This window comes from Pseudomaricurvus alkylphenolicus (genome assembly GCF_011683955.1).
GTDB classification, from domain to species: Bacteria; Pseudomonadota; Gammaproteobacteria; order Pseudomonadales; family Cellvibrionaceae; genus Pseudomaricurvus; species Pseudomaricurvus alkylphenolicus.
The window spans coordinates 25,424-47,552 of record NZ_JAAQPI010000001.1 but is presented as its reverse complement, the minus strand read 5'-3'; the positions used below and the strand labels follow the sequence as shown (position 1 = coordinate 47,552).

Here is a 22,129-nt window from a genome sequence, read left to right as displayed (position 1 = left end):
CTTTTAACGGATGTATGCTGGCAGTACCTTGACTCGTATCCTTGCTTGATTCGCAAAGCAGCTTGGCGCTTCAGGGTATCTCAGTGAGGTGCAACTTTACTTACACTTGATCATTCGCCAATACATTGAGGACAAGACAAATCATGGATTCTCTCGCTGACATTGAAAGCATTAAACAGCTGAAGTCGCGCTATTTTCGCTTCCTGGATAACAAGCAATGGGACCAGTGGAGATTGTGTTTTAGCGATGATTTCTCTGCGGTCTATGAAGGCCCTCACCCCGATATTGAGTTCAAAAGTGCCGAAGAACTGGTCGAGAAGCTCCGCACCGCCCTGGCGGAGGTACCGACGGTACACCAAGGACATACTTCGGAGATCACCGTTACGTCGGGCGATACGGCAACCGGCATCTGGTCTATGTATGACCGGGTTGTATCACCTCAATCCTCCTTTGAAGGCTGGGGGTTTTACCACGAGCAATACCGCAAAGTGGACGGTGAATGGAAAATCAGTCACCTGCGGCTCAAGCGGCTGCTGATCAGCCCATTGGCAGGGGAGTGACAAGCCATGAAACAGTTTACAGGCAAAGTGGCGCTGGTCACTGGCGCCGCGTCCGGTATGGGACAGTCCATCGCCATTCGCTTGGCCGGCGACGGCGCCACCGTAGTGGCTGCTGACATCGATACCGAAGGTCTCGAGGCGACGGTTGCCAAAATCAGGGAGGCCGGCGATCAGGTAACCGCTCATCACTATGACGCGGCGTCAGAAAGTTCCTGTACTCAATTGGTGCAACAGGCGATTAAACTTCACGGCCAGTTGGACATTGTCGCCAATGTCGCCGGCATCGCCGGGTTTTATCATCTTCACGAGACCACCACGGAGCTGTTTGAGCGATACCTGGCAATTAATTTGACCAGTGTCCTGGTGATCTGCCGTGAGGCAATGCCGCATCTGAAAGAAAGTCGCGGTTGTATCATTAACTTCGCCTCGATCAATGCCCGCATGCCAGTGGCTTATCACGCCGCCTACGATGCCTCAAAAGCCGGGGTACTGGCCCTGACCAAGAGCATGGCGCAGGAGTTTTCCGAGTTTGGTGTCCGCTGTAATTCGATCTGCCCCGGTGGCTTTGATACCCCCATGAACAAAAACCTGAGATGGGCAGAGGGCATGGACTTTAAACTGATTGCCAAATTACACAATCCCAAGATTCCCATGGCTCACCCGGATCGAATTGCCGGGGTTGCCGCTTTTCTGGCCTCGGAAGACGCCTCTCACGTTAACGGTGAACAAATTATTGTTGATGCCGGTGTAAGTTCAATCATTTAACGGAAAACCAGAGATGAATATAGCCACAGATATTCGCGAACAATTGCAACTGCCTCCCCTGGATCAGATCGGGTTCGTGGTCAAGGACCTCGATAGCGCCATTGCTCTCTATGACCCCATGTTTGGGCCATTTGATGTGCAAAGGTATGGTGAGATTACTTATAACTATCGCGGACGCGAGGAAGCCTGCGAACTGGATATCGCCTTTGGAAAAATCGGCGATATCGAAATAGAGTTGATTCAATGGGTGTCAGGTGGTGGGCCTCACAAGGAGTTTCTGGATGCGGGCCGCGAGGGTATGCATCACCTGAGATTCCTGGTTGAAAACCTGGAGGAAAAAGTATCCGAAGCGGAAAAACTGGGTTATCAGAAAATTTGGGGCAAGCGTTTCGGCAAGGGCCTGGCGGTTGCCTATATGGAACGGGAAAATGACCCACTCATTGTTGAGTTTCTTGAAAACCATCGCGGTGTCTGACTATGAACTTGCATGAACTCAAAAAGCACTACGGCCCCGTGGCTTTGGTGACAGGAGCTTCCTCCGGCATTGGTGAGCAATTTGCCGAAGTATTGGCAGAGGTCGGGTTTGATCTGGTGTTAGTCGCCCGCAGGCGTGATCTGTTAAACACCTTGTCGGCAAGGCTGACAGAAAAATTCTCCACCATCACAACGGTTGTCGAGGCGGACCTGACGGACGCGGCGTCCATTGACCAAATTATGGAACACTGTGAGGGCCTGGATATTGGTCTCTTGGTCAGCAATGCCGGTTTCGGACTGAAAGGCCTGCATCAACACAATGCCCCGTCACAATTGTTGGATATGTTAATGGTTAACTGCCAGGCCCCCATGCAGCTGACGCACCGGTTTATACCCGGTCTGCGCCAGCGGCAGCGGGCGGGCGTTATCCTCACAAGCTCCGTGGAAGCGCTGATGGGGTACCCCTATTCGGCCGCCTATGCCGCCAGCAAAGCCTTTGTCAGTAACCTGGCGGAGGGTTTGTGGGGTGAGCTCAGCACGGAAGGTGTTGATGTCTGTGCCATATGCCCCGGCAGCACGGACACACCGGCACACGATCTTCAAGGTATTGATCGCAGCAAAATTGATGAATACATGGCTCCCCGCGAGGTGGCAGAGCTGGCGCTGACTCATATTGAGGACGGCCCTGTCTATATTGTCGGCGAGAAAAACGAGCACAGAGCCCGGGCCCTGGCAAAAATGCCGCGCAGAGAATCGCTGCCCTTGGTGCGAGAAGCCATGCAGCAGGTGTTGTTGAAGTGACTGAGCGCTACAGCCCCTGTGTTTGAGCGCTTGTGACCTCACGGCAATGGCGCCGGCTTTGTCAGAATAAATCCACTGAACTTTAAACTTCGCCCAGGGGGTGCGCATAAGACAATGCCCAGGAACTCACTACACGATATAGCCATTATCGCTACACATAACACCCGCCAGGCCCGGCGCCTGGAGGGTGAAAACGATATGTCGTTGATCATGGAGGCCATCCGCGGGGTTATTGCCCAGGCCGGTATCAAAGCCACCGACATTGACGGTGTCAACGTTAATACGCCGGTGTGGGGATTAAGCCCACGAGAGGCGAGCCAACTGCTTGGCACCCAACCGCGCTGGGTCGGCAACGACTTTATGGGAATTGCCGCGGTGATGGAGGCCGCTGGAGCCATTGCCACCGGCCAGGCGGAAATGGTGCTGGTGGGCTCCGCCCAGGCCGGTGAATACGGTGGTGGTGGCGCCGTCGCCCCCTGGACCCGACCGACGCACGAATTTGTTGAAAGCTACGGTTTGTACACGGCTGCGGAGTTCGCGTTCAGCGCCCAGCGTCATATGCATCTCTATGGCACCAAGCAAGAAGCCCTGGCGGAAGTGGCCGCGACCGTTCGCAACAACGGCGCTCGTCATCCGCTGGCGAGTTGCTATGGCAAAGACCCGATTACCGCAGACGATGTTCTGGCGTCTCGCATGGTGGCATCACCGTTTCATCTGCTGGACTGTTGTCTGACTTCCGAGGGTGGCGCCGCGCTGCTGATCACCACCGCCGAGCGGGCTCGTGATCTGGACGTTGATCCGATTTACATCCTGGGTGCCGGTACCGACCGTCAAGGCCTTTCCTACACCCGTGCGCCGGTCTGGGATACCTATGGTGCCATTGGTCAGCGCGCCGCCAAGCGTGCTTATGGGCAAGCCGGTATGGGTCCGGGGGACATCGATGTTTGCGAATTCTACGACCCGTTTTCTTTTGAAATCATTCGCCAATTTGAAACCTTTGGTTTCTGTGACCTGGGAGAGGGCGGCGACTTCGTGATGGATGGAAATATCGGTCTGGATGGGAAGTTTCCGATTGTTACCAACGGCGGTCTGATGTCCTTTGGCCACGCTGGCACGGTACAAATGCTGCAAAAGGTGATTGCGGCGGTTGAGCAACTGGCCGGCCGCGTGCCCGATGCACTGAAAGTACCGGGGGCAGAGGTCGCCATGGCTACCAACGGCGGCTCGGCCGCACTGTTTTGTGATGTGATGATATTGGGACGGGAGCAACTGCAATGAGTACATGGGGCAATACAGAACTACTGAACAAACCCGGATTGCCTGAGCCTCGGCCGACGGAACTCTCCAAACCTTTTTGGGAGGGTTGCAAGCAGGGCGAGCTGCGGGTGCAGCAGTGCCAGGACTGTAAGGGTTATGTGTTTACGCCGGAGGTTGCCTGTACCCACTGCCTGTCTGACCAGTTGCAGTGGGTCAGCAGCAGCGGCAAAGGGACGCTGTACAGTTACACCGTTATTCATCGTCCCCAGCGCCCAGAATTCGAAGCGCCTTATGTGGCGGTGATTATTGAGTTATCGGAAGGCTGGCACATGCTCAGTAACCTGCTGGACTGTGACCCGGACAATCTGACCATTGGATCGCCGGTGCAGGTTGAGTTCGTACCCCGCGGCGAACAGGTTCTGCCGATGTTTCGTCTGCAGTCATAACACTATCCTCTGGTGCACCGACAATGAGTAATCAGGAACAACAATTGCTGCAAACGCTGCGCGCCCATGTGGGCGAGCAGGCCACTGCCGTGGTGGCTCGTGACCCGGTCAACCTGCCGACCATTCGCAACTGGTGTGACGCCATTGGCGACACCAATCCGGTGTACACCGAGGTGGATGAGAGCGATATCGAAGCGCCGGCTGCGATGCTGGACGTCTGGACCATGGCCGGGAATATTCCCCGTAGCTATGACCCCAATGACCCGCGCAATAAAGTCTTTGCCTTGCTGAATAAGGCGGGTTACCGAACGGTGGTCGGTGCCAATACCAAAGAGATTTACTGCCGCCCGCTGCGTCTTGGAGAACTGCTCACCGGAAAGATGACATTGATCGATGTGTCGGATCTCAAGACCACGGGTTTGGGCTGCGGCTACTTTGTCAGTACATTGACCGAGTTTACCAACCAGCAGGGTGAGCTGGTGGGCAGTTGGGAATTCAGAACCTTCAGCTTTAAACCCCGCGAGCGCTCAAGCAAGGGGAGCAAAGACCGGCAACCGGTTCCAGAGCATCTGCAGGTGCGGCCACGCCCCGGTAAAATGCAGGAGACCGAGTTCTTCTGGGACGGTTGTGATCAGGGCGAACTGCGTATCCAGCAGTGCAATGGCTGTGAGCGACTGGCACACCCACCCGTGGTGCGCTGCCCCGAGTGCGGCAGCTATGATCTGGGCCACCGGGCGGCCAGCGGCAAAGCGACGCTGCACGCGTTTGTGGAGCCCGTTCATCCACCGATGCCATTTATGCAATACCCCTATATCTGTGGTGTTGTTGAATTGGAAGAGGGCACGCGGCTGATCACCAACATTGTTCACTGTGCACCGGAGCAGGTGGAAATCGGTATGCCACTGGAGTTGGTATTCCAGCAGCCGGACCCGGATCTGACACTGCCCATGTTCAGGCCGGCAGTGCCCTCGATCAACAAAACCACGCTCAATTTTGACGACTTGCAAGAAGGGCAGACGTTACCGCTTTATCCCATTGATGTGACCACCAATCTGGTGGTGGGTGGCGCCATTGCCACTCGGGACTTTGAGGATATTCACCATGAAGTGGCCGCAGCCAAGCGGGCGGGCCTCAAAGATGTGTTTATGAATGTGCTTACCACTAACGGTATCTGTGCCCGTTATGTGAGCGAGTGGGCGGGACCCGATGCCCGTGTCAAAGAAATTGATATCCGCCTGGGAGCCCCCAATGTGGTGGGCGACACCATGACGCTCTCTGCGACTCTGGTATCCAAGCAACGCGTTGATGGAAAAGGACGGGTAACCTTGAATCTGCGCGTCGCCAACAGCATGGGTAACCATGTCACGGGTACCGTGACACTGGAATTTCCAACACAGGCCGCCGCCGGAGGAAGCCTCTGATGACAATGACATTTTCGGGTAAAACCGCCATTGCCGGCATCGGTGCCACGGATTTCTCCAAAAACTCCGGCCGCAGTACCCTGCGTCTGGCTGTGGAAGCCTGTGAGGCTGCCATGAAAGATGCCGGTGTCAGTGCCGATATGATTGACGGCATGATCACCTATACCACCGATGAAAACCATGAGATTGATCTGTGTCGCAGCCTGGGGGTGGAAAAGCTGACCCATTTCAGTCGCATTCACCACAGTGGCGGCGCCGCCTGCGGTACCATTCACCAGGCGGCCATGGCCGTTGCCAGTGGTGCCTGTAATTACTGCCTGGTTTACCGGGCTTTTAACGAGCGCTCAGAGCAACGTTTTGGCGCCGGTGTGCAGGAACGGCCGCCGACACCAACGCCCATGGATGTGGATTTTGGCTGGAGTTCTCCCTTTGGCCTGTTAACGCCCGCCAGCTGGGTGGCGATGTTCGCCAGTCGTTATATGCACGAGTATGGCGCGACAACAGAAGATTTTGGTCGTGTGTCGGTGGCGGCGCGTCGTCACGCCGCTAATAATCCCAATGCCCATTTCTATCAAAAACCCATCACCCTGGAAGATCACCAGAACAGTCGCTGGATTGTCAAACCCCTGCGACTGCTGGATTGCTGCCAGGAGACGGACGGCGCCCAGGCACTGTTGGTCACCAGTGTGGAGCGGGCGCGGGATCTCAAGGGCAAACCGGCGGTCATCTCCGCGGCCGCACAGGGCTCCTGTGACGATCAGCAGATGATGAAGAGCTACTACCGCAAGGACATCTCCGGGCTGCCGGAAATGGAGTTGTGTGCCGATCAGCTCTATCGCAACGCGGAAATCACACCCGGCGATATTCAGGCGGCCATCCTCTACGATCATTTTACCGCCGGGGTGTTGCCGCAGCTGGAAGCCTATGGCTTTTGCGATCGCGGCGAGGCCAAGGACTTTATCAAAGACGGCAACATCGAGCTGGGGGGACGGCTGCCGATCAATACCCATGGTGGCCAGATCGGTGAGGCCTACCTTCACGGTATGAACGGCATTGCTGAAGGCGTTCGCCTGATTCGGGGGGATTCCTGCAACCAGCCGCAAAATGTCGAAAACGTGCTGGTGACCTCGGCAACGGCAGTACCGACCAGCGCGCTTATATTAACGCAGGACAGCTAAGGCCTGCACTCGGGTCACTCTTGGGGGGCGATAAGCCTCCCTTGACCCTTTTCGCCCACAATTAATTTTCTGCCTATAATAGATATGATCTATCAGTGAGGCGGTTCCCCTGGGCACTTCAATTCCAGTAAGATGTCAAACCAACCAATTTGAGCGAGTCGAGGCCGTGCCCTGATGCATAGCGATAATCAGCCGATACCCCCGGGGTTAAAGCCACAGACCGTTACTGAAATCCCCCATTTGATGGGGCACTACTGCCGGTATATGCAGCGGGTGGCAGAAGAGAATCAACTACATCTCTCCCCTGAGGCCATTGCCGCAGACGATGATTGGCAGCCTCGACACTACGCCCACCTGATCCGTGAGGTCGCTGAGCAACTCGATGACGAATTTATGGGTGCCATGCCCGATGGCATCAAGCCCGGAGCGTTTCGTCTGTTTATGGAATTGATCTCCAGCCAGGAGACCCTGGGTCGAGCCCTGGAAAAACTGGCGGCACTCTATGGGACCGCTACTGACAGCGTCACATTTGCCTTGCGGGTGGATGGCGACAATGCCAGCTGGGATATGACCATCAATCCCGCGGATGCGGACCCCGACGCCTATCTGCGGGAGGTGCTGCCTCGTACAGTTCACCGTTTGTCCAGTTTTCTGATTGGCGAACAAATCAAGTTAAAGGAAGTTCGGTTCACTCACGGTACCAATGGCCCGGCCATTGAATATGCAAGAATCTTTCACTGCCCGGTGTTGTTTGATCAGTCGCGGCAGGTGATGTCTTTTGATGCCGCTTATCTTGAACGCCGTATTGTGCGTGGCGAGGAGGATCTGGCGGTACTCTGGGCTGCCACCCGCGACCAAGTGGATGGCGTCACCGTACCCGGTAATACCTCGGTGGGCGAAGCGGTGCGAGCTGAGGCTCGGTTGATGTTCCTGAACTCCCAGCAGTTTCCCACCCTGGAAGAACTGGCGGATCGTTTCTGCAAGAGCCCCCAAACGTTGCGTCGTCGCCTCAAGGAAGAAGGTGTTCGCTATGTGGACCTCAAGGAGGGTATACGTCGCGAGGTGGTGGTGCAGTGGCTGGAGAACCCGGCAATCCCACTGAAACAGGTGGCCGATATCGGCGGCTTTGCAGAACCGGCGGGTCTGTCGCGGGCGGTCAAACACTGGTTTGGCATGAGCCCATCCGGTTATCGTGAACAGATGGGCTATTCCCAAAAGATCAACGCATCCTAGTCAGGCCTTTATCCGGAGCCGTGATTTGAGCATCGCCAATGCAGCAGGATTTGAGCAACGCTCTTCACTCAAGGCTCTGGTGGAAATCATCCAGTCGGTACTTGAGGCTGACTCTGTGGGCGCTGCCCCCGCAGACCTGACGGATATTCAGGCATTTTCCCGCTGGTACCTGGACTGCATTCAACAGCTTGAAAAGTCCGTGGCCCAAAGCCACAACCAAAAACCTTTTATCGATACCGAGTTTGAATTGATGTGCCGCTGTGCCCTTACCGGTGGCAATCTGCGCGAAGCGATTGAGCTGGCGGTGCAGTTCAGCCGGGTGGTGTATCCTCGCGGGGGTAAGCAGTCGCTGCAAACCGAGGCACAGACGGCGATCTTCAGTTTGAGTACCATGCGCTCGGAAAACAACCCCACCAGTGATCTGCTCGATATTACCGGTCTATACGCCTACTATCGGTTGTTCCAGTGGCTGGTGGGGGTCGATTTTGAGCTTCAAGTCGTCAGGCTGGGGCCCGCGCAACGAGACAATATTCTGCCGCAGCTCTGTCTGTTCAATGCGGCAGCGTTGGCGGGAGGCCAATCCTACACACTGGAGTTTGATCCCGCTTATCTGGAATTGCCTACGATTCGCTCCGCTACCGAATTACCGGCCATGCTGAGCGCCTTTCCCGCTTATCTGCACAGCACCGCGGCCAGTGATCTGCCGCGTCAGGTGCGTGCCATGTTACTGGCCAGTATACAGCGCGGCAGCCCCTTGCCCGGTCTCACTGAAGTCGCGGATACTCTGCGGATTCCCCATTCCACCTTCCGGCGCCACCTGGCCACGGCTGGCGCGTCTTTCACCCAACTCAAAGAAGACTGCCTGCGCCAGCAGTCACAGCATCTGCTCTCCAACACTGACTTGCCGGTCAGCGCAATCGCTCAACGTCTCGGCTACCGCGACGATCGCTCCTTCCGCAGGGCATTTCACCAGTGGTTCGATCTCTCTCCCGCACAATGGCGAGATCGCCAGGATCAATCCAGTTTGCCTTGATCTGGCAGGCCAAATAACTGAGCACTTGCGGCATGGAACGGTTTTAGCGCCTTGCTAGCATGGGTTGTTATTACTGCAACGTGGAAGAACCCATGATGGAATCAAAATTAAGCCGCCGTGTCGCGGTGGAGCCAGGCATCTGGCACGAACCGGATGATGGCAAGGTACAACTGATCGGCATGCGCTGCCCCAACTGCGGGGAGATCACCTTTCCAAAAACCTCTCGCTGCCTCTACTGCCAGAATGAAGAAGTCGAGGAATACCTGCTGAAAAATGAAGGCACAGTAACCGCTGCTTCGGTAGTCACCCGGCCTCCCGCCAAACACTATCGTGGCCCGGTGCCCTTTGCCATTGGTTTTGTCGAACTGGAAGACGAGTTGAGAGTGTGGACACCCTTGGCCAGTAGTGACCCTGAGGTATTCAAATCCGGTATGGAGGTGGAGTTGGTTCTTCAGGATCTCTACCAGAACGACGAGGGCGATACGGTGGTCGGTTTTGCATTTACACCCAAAGAGGAGGCGTTGCGATGAGAGAGGTTGCTGTAGCCGGCGTCGGGCTAACCAAATTTGACCGTTATGACGGCCGTAAGGGTCGCCCCTTCAAGAATTTTGATGAGCTGGGGGAAGAGGCCATTCTGGCGGCACTGGACTATGCCGGGTTCGAGTGGCGCGATATCGAGGCCGTGTTTGGGGCGCATGCCTTCCAGGGGGCTTCCGCCACCAACCATTGTCTGAACCGCATTGGCCTCACCGGTATTCCGGTGGTCAACGTTGAGAATGGCTGCGCCAGCTCCCAGTCGGCATTTCGGCTGGCCTACCAGCAGGTGGCCTGTGGTCTCTATGACGTGATTCTGGTGGTGGGCTTTGAAAAAGTACCCACAGGCCTGATTGATAACCCCACCGTGCCCAAGTGGCAGCGGGAGATGGGGCTGGATGTGATGGCCGCGCTCTCGGGCTGTAGCGTGCAGAAGTACATGGAAGACTATGACGCGGTACCGGAAGACTTTGCCCGCGTGGCGGTGATGGAACGGCGTAACGCCAATAAGAACCCCAAGGCCTTTTTCTATCAAAAGGGCGAACCCACGGTCGAGGAGATTCTGGCTTCACCCACCATTACTTCACCCCTGACGACCCTGATGATGTGCCCCAACGGTGATGGTGCTTCGGCGGCAATCGTCTGTACCCCGGAAAAGCTCAAATCCCGCAAGAATATGGTGACTGTCGCCGCCTCGGTGCAATCCAGTGGTCTGTACGGCAATCCCCAGGAGCTGCAATACCTCCGCCATAAGAATCCTTCGGTGTTTGAGAGAGGGGGGCAGATGGCCTATGAGGCCGCGGGTATTGGTCCGGAGGATCTGAGTGTTGTACAGGTGCACGATCCCTATACGCCGGTTTTCTTTAACTGCGTGGAAGATCTCAAACTGTGTGAACGCGGTGAGGGACCTGCGCTGATGCGCGAGGGCTACTTTGACATTAATGGCACCACGCCCGTCGGCACCGATGGCGGCACCCTGGGCCGCTCACACCCGGTGGGGGCAACCGGCATCGCTGAAATCGCCGAGTTGTTTTATCAATTGAGGGGTGAATGCGGCCCCAGACAGGTTGCCAACGCCAAGGTCGGACTGGCTCACAACGCCGGTCCAGGGCCAACCTGTATCGTCACCGTGCTCAAAAAGTAACTATCCACTACTCCCTCTGCCTCTTTTGGGAAAAGAGGGAGTTTTACCAAAACTTTTACAAACTTCACAAAAAGGATGTTTTTTTCCGTAGTGATAGCATGAAGTTGTAGAGGCTTAAGACCAGACACAAAGACCAAAGATCCTGTAACTGGAGAGAAAAATGCTACCGAAGAGAAAATCCTTTGAACGTTCGACGCTGACAGCCGCGGTTATTGCCGCCAGTGCGAGCTGGTATATTCCTGCAAGTGCAGAGACCTTCGAGCTGGAAGAGATAATCGTTACTGCGGCACGTCGGGCTCAATCTGTGGAAGAAATTCCCTATAATATTTCAGCCGTTTCCGGCAATGCCATTGCCGATGCCGGGATCAGTGACCTGCAGTCCCTGACCCGCATGATTCCCGGCCTCACCAGCGCCGATACCGGTGTCCGGGGTGGTGGAGTCAACAGCAACCTTATTATTCGCGGCCTCAACACGGGCAGTGCTTCCAACAATACACTGCAACCCAATATCAGCGTGCCGCTGGTATCCACCTATGTGGATGAGACGCCCCTGTTTGTGAACCTGAAGATCAACGATATCGAACGCGTTGAAGTCTTGCGTGGCCCTCAGGGTACGCTCTACGGTTCCGGCTCCATGGGCGGTACCCTGCGTCTGATTCACAGAAAACCGGATACCCAGGCATTCAGTGCGGATATCTCCGGCAAGCTGTCATTCACCGATGATTCGTCGGAAGAAACCTACAGCACCGATGGTGTCTTCAACTTCCCGCTGAGTGACACCATGGCATTGCGCGTCGGTCTCGGTTATGAGGAGATTGGCGGCTTTGTTGATGCCAATGCGCGGGCTGTATTCGGCAGTGACGGACAACCCCTGTTGGCCGACCCTTCAGATCCCCTTAACAGTGGCCTTGTGTTCACCGAACAGGAAGACGTCGACAGTGCTGACGTTAAGTACTTCAGGGCGTCGCTGCTGTGGGATGTCAGCGATACAGTGGAAGCTCAATTGACCTATCATCGTCAGGAGGAGAGCTCTGACGACTTCAGTGTGCAACGCATCGGCGATGAAAACGAGAACAGTATTCCTCTTGGGGCGCCCATGGATCGAGAGGTGGATCTCTATGCGTTGGATATCAGCGCGGACGTAGGATTCGCAACCTTTAGCTCATCGACCTCCTTCTACGACAACCAGGCATCATCTGCCTCTGACGGCACTGGGTTTATGGAGAATATTTCCAATAGTGATCCGTTTATCTATGGCGGTTTTCCCCGCGTTTTGTCGACATTGGAGGCCGAGTACCGAGATCAGTCGTTTGCCCAGGAATTTCGCCTGGTCTCTAACGGCGATGGAAAAATAGACTGGGTGGTTGGTGCCTTCTATCGTGACCAGCGAATTGACATAACCACTGATCCGCAATTCCTGCATGGTTTTGACCAGTGGTCTGAACTGTCCGGCTCCGGTCATCTGGTTAGCGATATCATTGGTATTCCGGGACTGTTTGATACTTTTGCAGACTTTGTTGAGGCCAATGGTGCCCTAAGGCCAAGTCAAACTGCATTAACCGATCATGTTTTCAACTTTGACCGGGATTATTCCTTTGAAGACCTGGCGGTATTTGGTGAGCTAACCTATCACGTGACTGATGCCTGGCAGGTAACCGTCGGAATGCGTCAATTCTGGCAGGAATTCGAACAGGAACTGTTGCAGCAGTTGCCCGTCTGCGGGCCCTATTGTTCCCCAACCGGAACCGACCCCAACGGATCTCTGACCAGTCAATCGAAGGAAGAATTCCAGGACAATATTTTCAAGATCAACACCTCATATGATCTTGATAACGATACCATGGTCTACTTCACCTGGGCTGAAGGTTTCCGCCACGGCGGTGCCAATGGTCTGGCCATGGGCAACTGTGCCCTTTGTGAGACCGACGAAGGCCTGCTGGTGTTTGATTCCGATACTGCGACCAATACTGAAATCGGTATTAAAGGGACCCTGTGGGACAACACCAACTATACACTGTCCGTATTCCATATTGACTGGCAGGACGTACAGTTGGAAGCCTTTACCGATCCGGCCTCTCTACCGTTTGTCTTTAACGGCGAATCGGCACGTTCCCAGGGACTGGAACTGGAGATTAACTCGCAATTGACCGAGTCTATTACCGCCACTCTCGGTTACGGATATGTGGACGCGGAGCTGACCGACGACTTTATCGTTGAGTCTGTGGTAGGTGAAGATGGCAGCAAGTTGCCCGGTGTGCCCAAGCACCAGCTGTCACTGTCGATGGACTATTTCAAGCCTCTGGATAATGGTGCCGAAATGCACCTGCATGTGGACGGTTTCTATCGAGACCAGGTCACCTCTACCATCAGTGATAAATTCTATGACAGCTTCTCCGGCACTGTGGTGAATGATGCAGACAGAGCTGGCTTCAGAGAACTGGATGCCTTCAGTATCTGGAATGCCTCAGCCAATATCAGCAAGGATCAATGGCGCGCCGGTATCTTTGTCACCAATCTGACCAATGAAGAGGGTGTTACCGGTATCGTCACCAACGAGTCGAGCGCCTACAACCGTGAATTCGTAACGCGTCCACGTACTATTGGTGTTTCCGTCGGTTACCGATGGGACTAATCTGATCTCTCTCCCTTTGGGCCCCGTGGGGGGCCCTTTTTTTCCCTTTTTCCCCAAGACCGGTTTTTCCCTGAGGAGAGGCTGAAGGTAGTGTTGTTATGAACAAAGAGAAATTTATCCGCGGCATCCCCAAAGCGGACCTGCACATGCATGTCGAAGGTGCCATCGAACCGGAGATGGCCATAGCGCTTGCACAGCGCAATGGTGTGGATCTGCCTTACCGCAGCGCAGATGAATTGAAAGCCGCACTGGATTTTCAATGTTTGCAATCATTTCTGGCGGTACTCAAAAACCTGGTATCACTGCTTATCCATGAACAAGACTTCTATGAGGTAACCTTTAACTACCTGAAGAAGTCCAGCTTCCAGAATGTCGCCTATGCGGACCTTATGTTCGACCCCCAGGCCCATATGAGCCGCGGCGTGGCTTTTGACACGGTTATCCAGGGGATTCACCGGGCGCAGCAGGATGCTGAGAAGGAATTTGGAATCCGCTCCCAGCTGATCATGAATTTTCAACGCGACGCTTCTATTGAAAGTGCAGAACAGGCACTGGACGAAGCGCTCCGCTATCGGGACCGGATTGTTGCGGTCGGATTGGATAACACGGAGCTGCCACAGTTCTATACCTTATTCACGGATCTGTTTCGGCGCGCGCGGGCAGCCGGTTTCAAGCTGACCTCCCATTGCGATGTTGATGAGCCGACCGCCGTTGATCATATTCGCGGCTGTTTCAACCAGCTGCAGGTAGACCGTCTGGACCACGGTGTCAATGTGCTGGAAGACGAACAGCTGATGGAGCAGGCCCGATCGCAGCAGATCTGTTTTACTGCCTGCCCGACCACCGACTATATTACCGTCAAAGACCCGCTCAGTGACCCCTATGTGCAGCGGGTGTCCCACGCCGCCAAAGCGATGCTTGAAGCGGGGTTATGTGTTACGGTCAATACCGATGACCCCGGCATTATGGGCGGGCGTTATATCAATGATATTTTGATAGATCTCGATCGGTTAGTGACATTAAGCAAAGCGGAAATTGTGCAACTGATGCGCAACGCTTTTAACAGCATCTGGGTCAATGAACAGGAGCGACAGGACTACCTGACGGCTCTTGAAAACTATGCCGAAACCTACGCAAACCACGGCGAATTATGAGTAAGCAATTGCAATCAACGGCCAAGGGTTTCCTGGGTTTCAGTCCTGCGGATTGGCGCCTGATCGTCGCTTTGTCCACTTTGCAGAGCATCGCATTTCTGCCGTTGGCGTTGGCGCCTGTTTACCTGGCCACACTCACGGCTGAACTGGGGTTGAGTGAAACCGGTGCCGGTGGGCTGTTAACCCTGGAATTCCTGGCTTTGGCCCTGACATCTTCCCTTGTGGGCTCGGTCATCAATCGCTTCTCCCTGTCCTATCTGTCGCTGCTGGCGGGGGGGCTGCTGGTACTGGGTAATGCCGCCTGTGTGTTTGTCGCCGATCCCAATTCGGTGCTGTTTGTGTTGCTGCGGGTGATGTGTGGGTGTGGTTCAGGCATTGCCATGGCGGTGGCGATCTCCGGTGTGCTCAACGTTTCCGATTCTGATCGTGCCTACGGTATCGTGGGTGCGGGCAGCTTTACCCTCAGTGCCACCACCCTGGTGTTAGCGAGTGCGGTACTGGAGCAGGGCGGAGCCAGCTATTTGTTTGCCCTGCTTGTCGGCATCGTATTGCTTTACACATTACCTTCGCCCGTGCTGCGTCGCTCAAGGCTGCCACATCAAACTCCAGGCGACACTGCCGACACCGGCTCGCTGCCCGTACTAAAACTCGGGGCAGTGTATATGGTGTTTGTGATGTTGTACGGGTTGGCGGTCAACATCGGCTGGACCTTTTCACTGCAAATGGGTCTGGCCACTGGGCTGTCCTCAGTAGATGCCACTTCCTGGTTGAGCGCCAATTATTACCTGTCCATGCCGGGCAACCTGTTGGCGGCCTGGTTAGGGCTGAAATATGGCCGCTCCCCGTTTTTCAGTGGTCTGTTGGCGCTCGGTATCAGCCTATGGCTGGTCTTTACCCTGCAGTTGCCTGAAGGTTTTATGATGGGGCAACTGATCTTCGGCTTTTTCTACGGCCTCACCTTGCCTTATATGTACGGTGTGGGTGCTGCTTTGGACAGCCAGGGGCGCTGGGCGGCAATCACCCCCGGGATGTTTATGTTCAGTACGGTAATATCGCCGCTGTTGGGCGCATACTTGCTGGAAGTAAGCGGTTCGGCCTGGGTAGGCTGGCTGCTGGTGTCGTTTCTGCTGGTGGCGGCGGTTGTCTTGTGGCAGGTTCTGAGCCGCCTGCCAGCCACCCAACCCGGCTCGGAGCCAGCAATCAATCTTCAGTCTCTGACTTGATGTTATACTCCATCAAAATGGGTAAAGACATCAGTCGGAGTCAACGATGGAAGGCTTTGAATCAGTGATCTCGGGTCTGTTTTGCGACGATATCGTCGAATTTGTCAACCTCCCTCATGTGGACTCGTTTCCGAAGCTGTCGTCCTACAAGCGCTTCAGGGTGCGTTACGACAACGAGGATGAAGCCGGCTATGAGCTGATTTACCATATCCGCGATGGCTTGGTGCTGCGGTTTTTTGATTTGCAGATGCGGCGCGATAACCAAATGCCTTTCAAGTATGAGGCAGGTTATTTCAGCTTCTATTTTACGCTCAGCGGGCAACATATGACTCTGAAGGGGGAGGGTGAAGACTTCCTGAATACGGAGAACCTCTGTGCGATAAATTACCATTCAGAACAAACCACCTGCCAGGATTTCTCTAAGGCCAATGTCCGCTACTGTGTTGTCAACATTGTGATCAAGAAATCCCTGCTGGAAGCTGAGTTCTTTGATCACATTGAAGAAAATGCCCCGGAAATCCTTCAGCCCATTTTCTCGGAAGCAGAAACCTCGTTAAGCCATACCCTTGCCGTCGATGTGGACATTCGTCAGGCCCTGCAAATGCTGTTGAAGTCAAACCATAGCGGCATCATCAGAGACCGCTTTATGGAAGCCAAAGTCACGGAACTGATCTGCCTGTTGATGACGGCCTTGAAGCAAGAGGAGCAAACATCGGATTCCAGGGAAGTTGGGGTACGAGAAACCGCGTTGTTGGAACAGGTCAGGTCGTCGCTGGTAGAGGATCTCTCCTCGCCCCCCTCTATCGATGAGCTGGCCAGGCGTGTGGGTATCGGCAAAGCCAATTTGCTGGAGCTGTTTAAACAGATTTACGGTATGACCCTGCGCAACTACCTGTTGCAGGAGCGAATGGAGAGCGCCAAAACACTCTTGCTGGACAGAAGCCTGAATATCAACGAAGTGGGATGGCAACTCGGTTATGAATACGCCTGCAATTTCACCACGGCGTTCAAAGACTACTATGGCTTGACCCCCAACGCCTACCGCAAAATCGCTTCCGCCAAGTAGTGCAAAATCACCTCCTGCGCAATATTGCCAGAAGTGACAGCTCGCGATGTTGAGCTGTCACCTGAAGCCAAGTATTTGAATTTCACCGATAATTCGCCGCCTGTTTGCCTATGGTAAGCTCATTTTAAATAATCAAGAGATAACGGCGTATGATGAACAACCTATTGCGGATACTGCTGGTCGTCGCTTGTTGTCTGTCGGGACCGGGTTATGCTCATCCAGGCCATGAATCCCGGCTTGAGCAGATTAATGCACTGATCAAAGACAACCCCGGGGAGCAAACCGTCTATATACTCAGAGCGACTGAGTATTCCCGCATGGGTGAGTGGGATCTCGCCGACCGGGATTTCAATACCGCCGCAAACCTGGGTGATGCATCGGCGCTGTGGTTCGAACAGGGCAGGCATCAATACCGACAGGGCCATTTCGAAGTGGCCTACCAACTGTTCAACCGCTATTCGCTTCAACACCCGAATGATGCCAATGGCTTACTCTATCAAGCCCGGTCTGCCGCACAGCTGCAACAGTGGCAGCGGGCATTCACGAAATATCGTCAACACTTTAATGTGAATAAGAACGCACACCCCGGTGATTATCTGTCAGCGGCCCAGTTGTTGGCGTCTCATCACGACGATGGGATTGAACAGGCCCTGCAGCTGCTGGATCAGGGGCTGCGTGAACTGGGCAATGGTTCTCATCTGCAGCGCTTTGCTGTTGAGCTGGAGCTGCGTCGCGGCGAAGTACAAAAGGCCATTCAGCGCTGGCGTGACTTGCAGCCTATGTTGGGTGAAAGTCCGGCCTGGAAGGTGGATATGGCCAAACTGCTTCTGGCTGACAGCAACAACAGGGAGGCGGATCTGCTGCTGGCGCAGGCAGACTCCCAGTTGCAGGCACTTCGTATCACGCCGGCCCGGATTGAATTACTCAACAATATCAAAACCCTGAGAGAGCAAGCAGAGCACACTCTGTAATCAGCGAATGACTTAAATTGCAATTGGGCATAGGGAACGGCGATGCCCCGATATTTGGAGACTTATATGATTGTATCACCGAGATATATCACGGCAGGTTTTGGACTCTTGCTGGGATCTCTATTGGCCGGATGTGCGCAAATGATGGAGGGCCAGGCCAGTCAATGTACAGGTACTGAACAGCCACCTTCGCGTCTTTTGCTGCAGCAGGTTTCCGATAACAGTGCCATTATCCAGTGGCGCGGTGAGGCCAATTCCGTTTGCCTTGGAGAGAAGGCCAACAAGCTCTCCATGCGGGTAGAGGCGGTTGAAGAAGCAAACCACAAAATCGCGCGTGTCACCGGTTTAAAACCCGATACCCGTTACTTCTACTCGTTGGGTGGCTCCGGGAATGCTCCGCAGGGTCAGTATTTCTCCACAGCGCCCAAAACCGGCCAGCTGCCGGCGGACGGCAATTCCCGCATCTGGCTGATTGGAGATTCCGGCACGGCCTCCGTGAAGGACTCAAAGACAGGCAAGTCCAAATACCCCTGGCAAGCCAAGGCGGTTAAAGACGGTGCCCTCAAATTTATCAGCGAGCAGGGCGGCAACGAGCCTATCGATGCACTGATACTCCTGGGCGACAATGCCTACCCGGCAGGTACTGATCAAGAGTGGCAGGCGGGCCTGTTCGAGGTCTACCCGAACATTCTCAATAAGGTGCAAACCATCCCCACCATCGGCAACCATGAAATGGGTGTGTCGCACCTGGATCTGTGTACTGTGATTAAACACCCGGTCTGCCAGAAGGGGCCGATGGTGAAACTGATTCCGGGAGCCAGTCAATCCGCGGACCCGGATACCTATGACAGTACCGGTGACGGACCTGACGGCACCGGTCTTCCCTATCTGGATATCTTTACCTTGCCGACCAATGGCGAGTTGGGGGGCGTGCCCAGCGGCACCGAGCAGTACTTCTCCATGGATTACGGTAATGTCCATATCGTCAGCCTCGACTCCCAGTTGTCAGTCATCGACCCCGACCAGCGTCAGGCGATGCGCGACTGGCTGGTGGATGACCTGCAATCTCACCAGCAGGACTGGACCATTATTGTGTTCCACCATCCGCCTTACTCCAAGGGCAGAAACCACGATTCCGATGAGGAGCAGCGCGAAATCGACATGAGGGAGTTGTTCACCCCGGTATTCGAACAATACGGTGTGGATGTAGTCTACAGCGGTCACGCGCACTCCTACGAGCGCTCCTGGTATCTCAATGGTCACTATGGCATGTCAAATAGCTTCGACGCTGCCAGGCACACGGAAACGGACAGTTCCGGCAGTCCCAGCTTTGGCTTTTCCGATAATCCGTATCCGCAGATCAGTGCCGTTTCCGGCAAGGACGACAAAGCGGTCTACACCGTTGCGGGCAGCAGCGGCAAGATCGCCGACCCCGAGGATAAAGCAAAAGTCTGCGGTCCCAATCAAACGGTATTTTGTATCCGCGAAGACTGGCTGTCGCACCCGGCCCACCGCAGCTTCGATAAGGTCGCCGAGGATTACCTGCCCAATGGTATTGAGCGTTTGGGTTCGGTGCTGCTCGACGTTTCAGAGAATCAGCTAGTGTCGCGTTTTATCGACGATAAGGGCAACGTACTTGATCACTTTGTGATCACCAAATAACGCTACTTTGTCACGTTGAAAATTCATCCAACGTAGGGTGGATTAGGCGCAGCCGTAATCCACCAGGATGTGGCACTGAGTGAGAATAATGGTGGATTCCAACAGTAGGCGCTTTAGGCGACGGCTGCGCCTAATCCACCCTACGCAAGCGGTGGAGAATTATCACCAATGAAAAATGAACAAAGCCAATGGGATCATCACGTGGATGTGCTGGTGGTCGGGTCCGGTAACGGGGCTCTGACTTCAGCGTTGTGCTGCTACGAGATGGGTACCAAAGACGTATTGGTGGTGGAAAAGGCAGAAAAATACGGAGGCACCAGCTCAATGTCCGGTGGTGGCCTCTGGATTCCCGGTAATCGCTATGCCAAGGCTGCGGGTGCACAGGATTCTTTTGAAGAAGCCAAAGAGTATCTTCAACATACCATCCCCGATGGGGATGTACCTGAGGAAATGATCGATACTTATCTGCGCAACGGCCCCAAGATGATCGATTTTCTCCATGAGCGAACTCAAATTCGCTACCGCAGTCTGGAGCACTACCCGGACTATTACACCGACCTGCCTGGCGCGAGGGAGGGGCACAGATCCATCGAGCCCGAACCGGTAGACGCCGCCTTGCTCGGCGAAGACTTTAAAACACTGGCGCTCAGTCACCATATGATGCGCCTGTTTGGTTGCGTACACTTTACACAGGTGGAAGCGGCTATTCTGACCGCACGGGTCAAGGGTTGGTTGGGGCTGACCTTTAAGTTGTTGCTGAACTGGTTGATCGACATCCCCTGGATGCTGAAATCGCGAATTGCCAGACGACTGTGTACCGGCTCTGCGGGCATCGCCCGTTTGCGCTTGTCCATGCAGGAGCGCAATATTCCCTTGTGGCTGAACTCACCGATGCGGGAACTGATCACCGACGCCGACGGCCGCGTTGTCGGTGCACTGATCGAAAGGCAGGGCAAGAAAGTTCGAGTGCAGGCGCGCAAGGGCGTTATTCTTGCCAGCGGAGGTTTCGAGCAGAATCAGGCGCTGCGGGAAAAATACCTGCCAAAACCCACCAATACCGCCTGGAGTGCCGCCGTCAAAACCAATACCGGCGACGGTCTTCAGGAGGGCTTGAAGTTGGGTGCTTCCACCCGTTTGATCAACAATGCCTGGTGGTGCACGACGCTCTGTACTCCCGGTGAAGCGGTGCCGAGATTGTCGATTATGGAGAAATCGTTTCCCGGCTCCTGCGTTGTGAATGCCAATGGCAAGCGCTTTGCCAACGAATCGCAAAACTACATGGCCTTCCAGAAGGAGCTGTTCAAGGCTCACAGTGATGATGTCCCTTGCGCGCCGGCTTATCATATTTTTGATTCCCGTTTTCGTCGCAGTTACCTGACGGGTCCTCTGATGACCAAGGACATCAAGCCGGACTGGACGATTCCAAAGGCCTGGTATGAGCAAAAATTCGTCGCCAAGGCCGGCACCGTGGGGGCGCTGGCTGAACAGATCGGTATCGATGCGGCGAACCTGGAAGACACCGTTGCCAAAATGAATCAATACGCTGAAACCGGTAAAGATCTGGAGTTCCAGCGCGGCGACGTTGCCTACGATCGTTACTATGGCGATCCCACCATCAAGCCCAATCCGTGTCTCGCGCCCATTGCGGAGGCACCCTTCTATGCCATGCGGATTGATGCGGGAGATTTTGGCACTCAGGGCGGCCTGGCAACCAATCCCAATGCACAGGTACAAGCGGAGGATGGTGGTGTCATTGATGGCCTGTACGCGGTTGGTAATTGCAGCGCAGCCGTGTTGCCCACCTATCCCGGTCCGGGGTCAACACTGGGGCCGGCCATGACCTTCGCCTATCAGGCAGCCAAGCACATTACGGGTTATCAGGAATGACGAGTTCAACGCTTCCCGTCGTGGCTATTCTGGGTGGCACCGGTGAACTGGGCACCGGCCTGGCTCGTCGCTGGGCGCTGGCGGGCTACCCGATCATTATCGGATCTCGCGATCGACAAAAAGCCCAAGCGGCTGCAGAGGAGCTACAAACAAAAATGTCTGCGGCTGGCCAATGTCCTGCCAGTGTCGATGCGCTGGACAATCTCAACGCTGCCAAAGCCGCTGATATCGTCGCGCTTACCGTGCCCTTCAGCCACCAGAAAAATACGCTGGAAGCCGTAAAAAAAGCGCTGGAGGGCAAGATTCTGATCGATGTTACCGTGCCTCTGGTACCGCCGAAAGTGGCGCGGGTGCAATTGCCTGCAGAGGGTTCGGCGGGCCAGATAGCCCAGGCGCTGCTCGGTGACAACTGTCGGGTGGTATCCGCCTTCCAGAACGTTGCCGCCAGCCATTTGCAACAGGAGCGGGACATAGATTGTGATGTGTTGGTTTGCGGCAATGACAAGGACGCTCGATCGCAAGTGATTGAACTGGTCGAAGCGGCGGGCCTGCGAGGCTTTCACGCCGGTGGTATTCACAATGCGGCGGCGGCAGAGGCCCTGACTTCGGTATTGATTTCCATTAACCGACAGTTCAAATGCCACGCCGGCATTCGTGTTACCGGTTTGCCCGAGTAAACCACGGGTAC

Annotated in this window: 20 protein-coding genes; all 20 read left to right on the top strand. The window is 54.9% G+C overall.

Going from position 1 to position 22,129, the window contains the following annotated elements:
- The first annotated feature begins 143 nt into the window (after positions 1 to 143).
- A complete protein-coding gene (locus HBA55_RS00195; RefSeq protein WP_166985148.1) occupies positions 144 to 560 on the top strand; it encodes a nuclear transport factor 2 family protein in 417 nt (138 codons plus the stop codon).
- A 6-nt stretch (positions 561 to 566) separates the two neighbouring features.
- Positions 567 to 1,325 carry an SDR family NAD(P)-dependent oxidoreductase gene (locus tag HBA55_RS00190; protein WP_166985145.1) on the top strand — a complete coding sequence of 253 codons (759 nt, stop codon included), beginning with the start codon at positions 567 to 569 and terminating at the stop codon, positions 1,323 to 1,325.
- Between the two features lie 13 nt (positions 1,326 to 1,338).
- Positions 1,339 to 1,800, top strand: a complete 462-nt coding sequence (locus tag HBA55_RS00185) for a VOC family protein (RefSeq protein ID WP_166985142.1) — start codon at positions 1,339 to 1,341, stop codon at positions 1,798 to 1,800.
- Positions 1,801 to 1,802: 2 nt separating this feature from the next.
- On the top strand, positions 1,803 to 2,600 hold the full coding sequence (locus tag HBA55_RS00180) for an SDR family NAD(P)-dependent oxidoreductase (protein ID WP_166985139.1): 798 nt from the start codon (positions 1,803 to 1,805) through the stop codon (positions 2,598 to 2,600).
- Positions 2,601 to 2,714: 114 nt separating this feature from the next.
- Positions 2,715 to 3,878, top strand: a complete 1,164-nt coding sequence (locus HBA55_RS00175; protein WP_166985136.1) for a thiolase family protein — start codon at positions 2,715 to 2,717, stop codon at positions 3,876 to 3,878.
- Positions 3,875 to 4,303: a Zn-ribbon domain-containing OB-fold protein gene (locus HBA55_RS00170; RefSeq protein ID WP_166985133.1), complete on the top strand. Its 429-nt coding sequence runs from the start codon at positions 3,875 to 3,877 to the stop codon at positions 4,301 to 4,303. The genes HBA55_RS00175 and HBA55_RS00170 overlap by 4 nt, the downstream gene beginning before the upstream one ends.
- 23 nt (positions 4,304 to 4,326) lie before the next feature.
- Positions 4,327 to 5,724 (top strand): OB-fold domain-containing protein, encoded by a 1,398-nt coding sequence (locus HBA55_RS00165; RefSeq protein ID WP_166985130.1) that lies wholly within the window; start codon positions 4,327 to 4,329, stop codon positions 5,722 to 5,724.
- The gene (locus tag HBA55_RS00160; protein WP_166985127.1) at positions 5,724 to 6,902 is read left to right on the top strand and encodes a lipid-transfer protein; all 1,179 of its coding nucleotides are present in this window, start codon (positions 5,724 to 5,726) and stop codon (positions 6,900 to 6,902) included. The genes HBA55_RS00165 and HBA55_RS00160 overlap by 1 nt, the downstream gene beginning before the upstream one ends.
- Before the next feature lie 174 nt (positions 6,903 to 7,076).
- A complete protein-coding gene (locus HBA55_RS00155) occupies positions 7,077 to 8,135 on the top strand; it encodes an AraC family transcriptional regulator (RefSeq protein ID WP_166985124.1) in 1,059 nt (352 codons plus the stop codon).
- Positions 8,136 to 8,160: 25 nt separating this feature from the next.
- The gene (locus HBA55_RS00150) at positions 8,161 to 9,168 is read left to right on the top strand and encodes a helix-turn-helix domain-containing protein (protein WP_166985121.1); all 1,008 of its coding nucleotides are present in this window, start codon (positions 8,161 to 8,163) and stop codon (positions 9,166 to 9,168) included.
- A 92-nt stretch (positions 9,169 to 9,260) separates the two neighbouring features.
- On the top strand, positions 9,261 to 9,698 hold the full coding sequence (locus HBA55_RS00145; protein WP_166985118.1) for a Zn-ribbon domain-containing OB-fold protein: 438 nt from the start codon (positions 9,261 to 9,263) through the stop codon (positions 9,696 to 9,698).
- A complete protein-coding gene (locus HBA55_RS00140) occupies positions 9,695 to 10,846 on the top strand; it encodes a thiolase family protein (RefSeq protein WP_166985115.1) in 1,152 nt (383 codons plus the stop codon). The genes HBA55_RS00145 and HBA55_RS00140 overlap by 4 nt, the downstream gene beginning before the upstream one ends.
- Positions 10,847 to 11,006: 160 nt before the next feature.
- Positions 11,007 to 13,478, top strand: coding sequence for a TonB-dependent receptor (locus HBA55_RS00135; RefSeq protein WP_166985112.1), 2,472 nt, complete (start codon positions 11,007 to 11,009; stop codon positions 13,476 to 13,478).
- Positions 13,479 to 13,576: 98 nt separating this feature from the next.
- Complete coding sequence (gene add, locus HBA55_RS00130; RefSeq protein WP_166985109.1) at positions 13,577 to 14,632, top strand: adenosine deaminase; 1,056 nt, start codon at positions 13,577 to 13,579, stop codon at positions 14,630 to 14,632.
- A complete protein-coding gene (locus HBA55_RS00125) occupies positions 14,629 to 15,855 on the top strand; it encodes an MFS transporter (RefSeq protein ID WP_166985106.1) in 1,227 nt (408 codons plus the stop codon). Before add ends, HBA55_RS00125 begins: the two co-directional genes overlap by 4 nt.
- Before the next feature lie 46 nt (positions 15,856 to 15,901).
- Positions 15,902 to 16,921: a helix-turn-helix transcriptional regulator gene (locus tag HBA55_RS00120; RefSeq protein ID WP_166985103.1), complete on the top strand. Its 1,020-nt coding sequence runs from the start codon at positions 15,902 to 15,904 to the stop codon at positions 16,919 to 16,921.
- A 149-nt stretch (positions 16,922 to 17,070) separates the two neighbouring features.
- Positions 17,071 to 17,892, top strand: a complete 822-nt coding sequence (locus HBA55_RS00115) for a tetratricopeptide repeat protein (protein ID WP_166985100.1) — start codon at positions 17,071 to 17,073, stop codon at positions 17,890 to 17,892.
- 66 nt (positions 17,893 to 17,958) lie between these two features.
- Complete coding sequence (locus HBA55_RS00110) at positions 17,959 to 19,554, top strand: purple acid phosphatase family protein (protein WP_166985097.1); 1,596 nt, start codon at positions 17,959 to 17,961, stop codon at positions 19,552 to 19,554.
- 168 nt (positions 19,555 to 19,722) lie between these two features.
- Positions 19,723 to 21,441: an FAD-binding protein gene (locus tag HBA55_RS00105; RefSeq protein ID WP_166985094.1), complete on the top strand. Its 1,719-nt coding sequence runs from the start codon at positions 19,723 to 19,725 to the stop codon at positions 21,439 to 21,441.
- Entirely contained in the window at positions 21,438 to 22,118 is a 681-nt protein-coding gene (gene npdG / locus HBA55_RS00100; RefSeq protein ID WP_166985091.1) for an NADPH-dependent F420 reductase, read from the top strand. Before HBA55_RS00105 ends, npdG begins: the two co-directional genes overlap by 4 nt.
- The last annotated feature ends 11 nt before the right edge of the window (positions 22,119 to 22,129 follow it).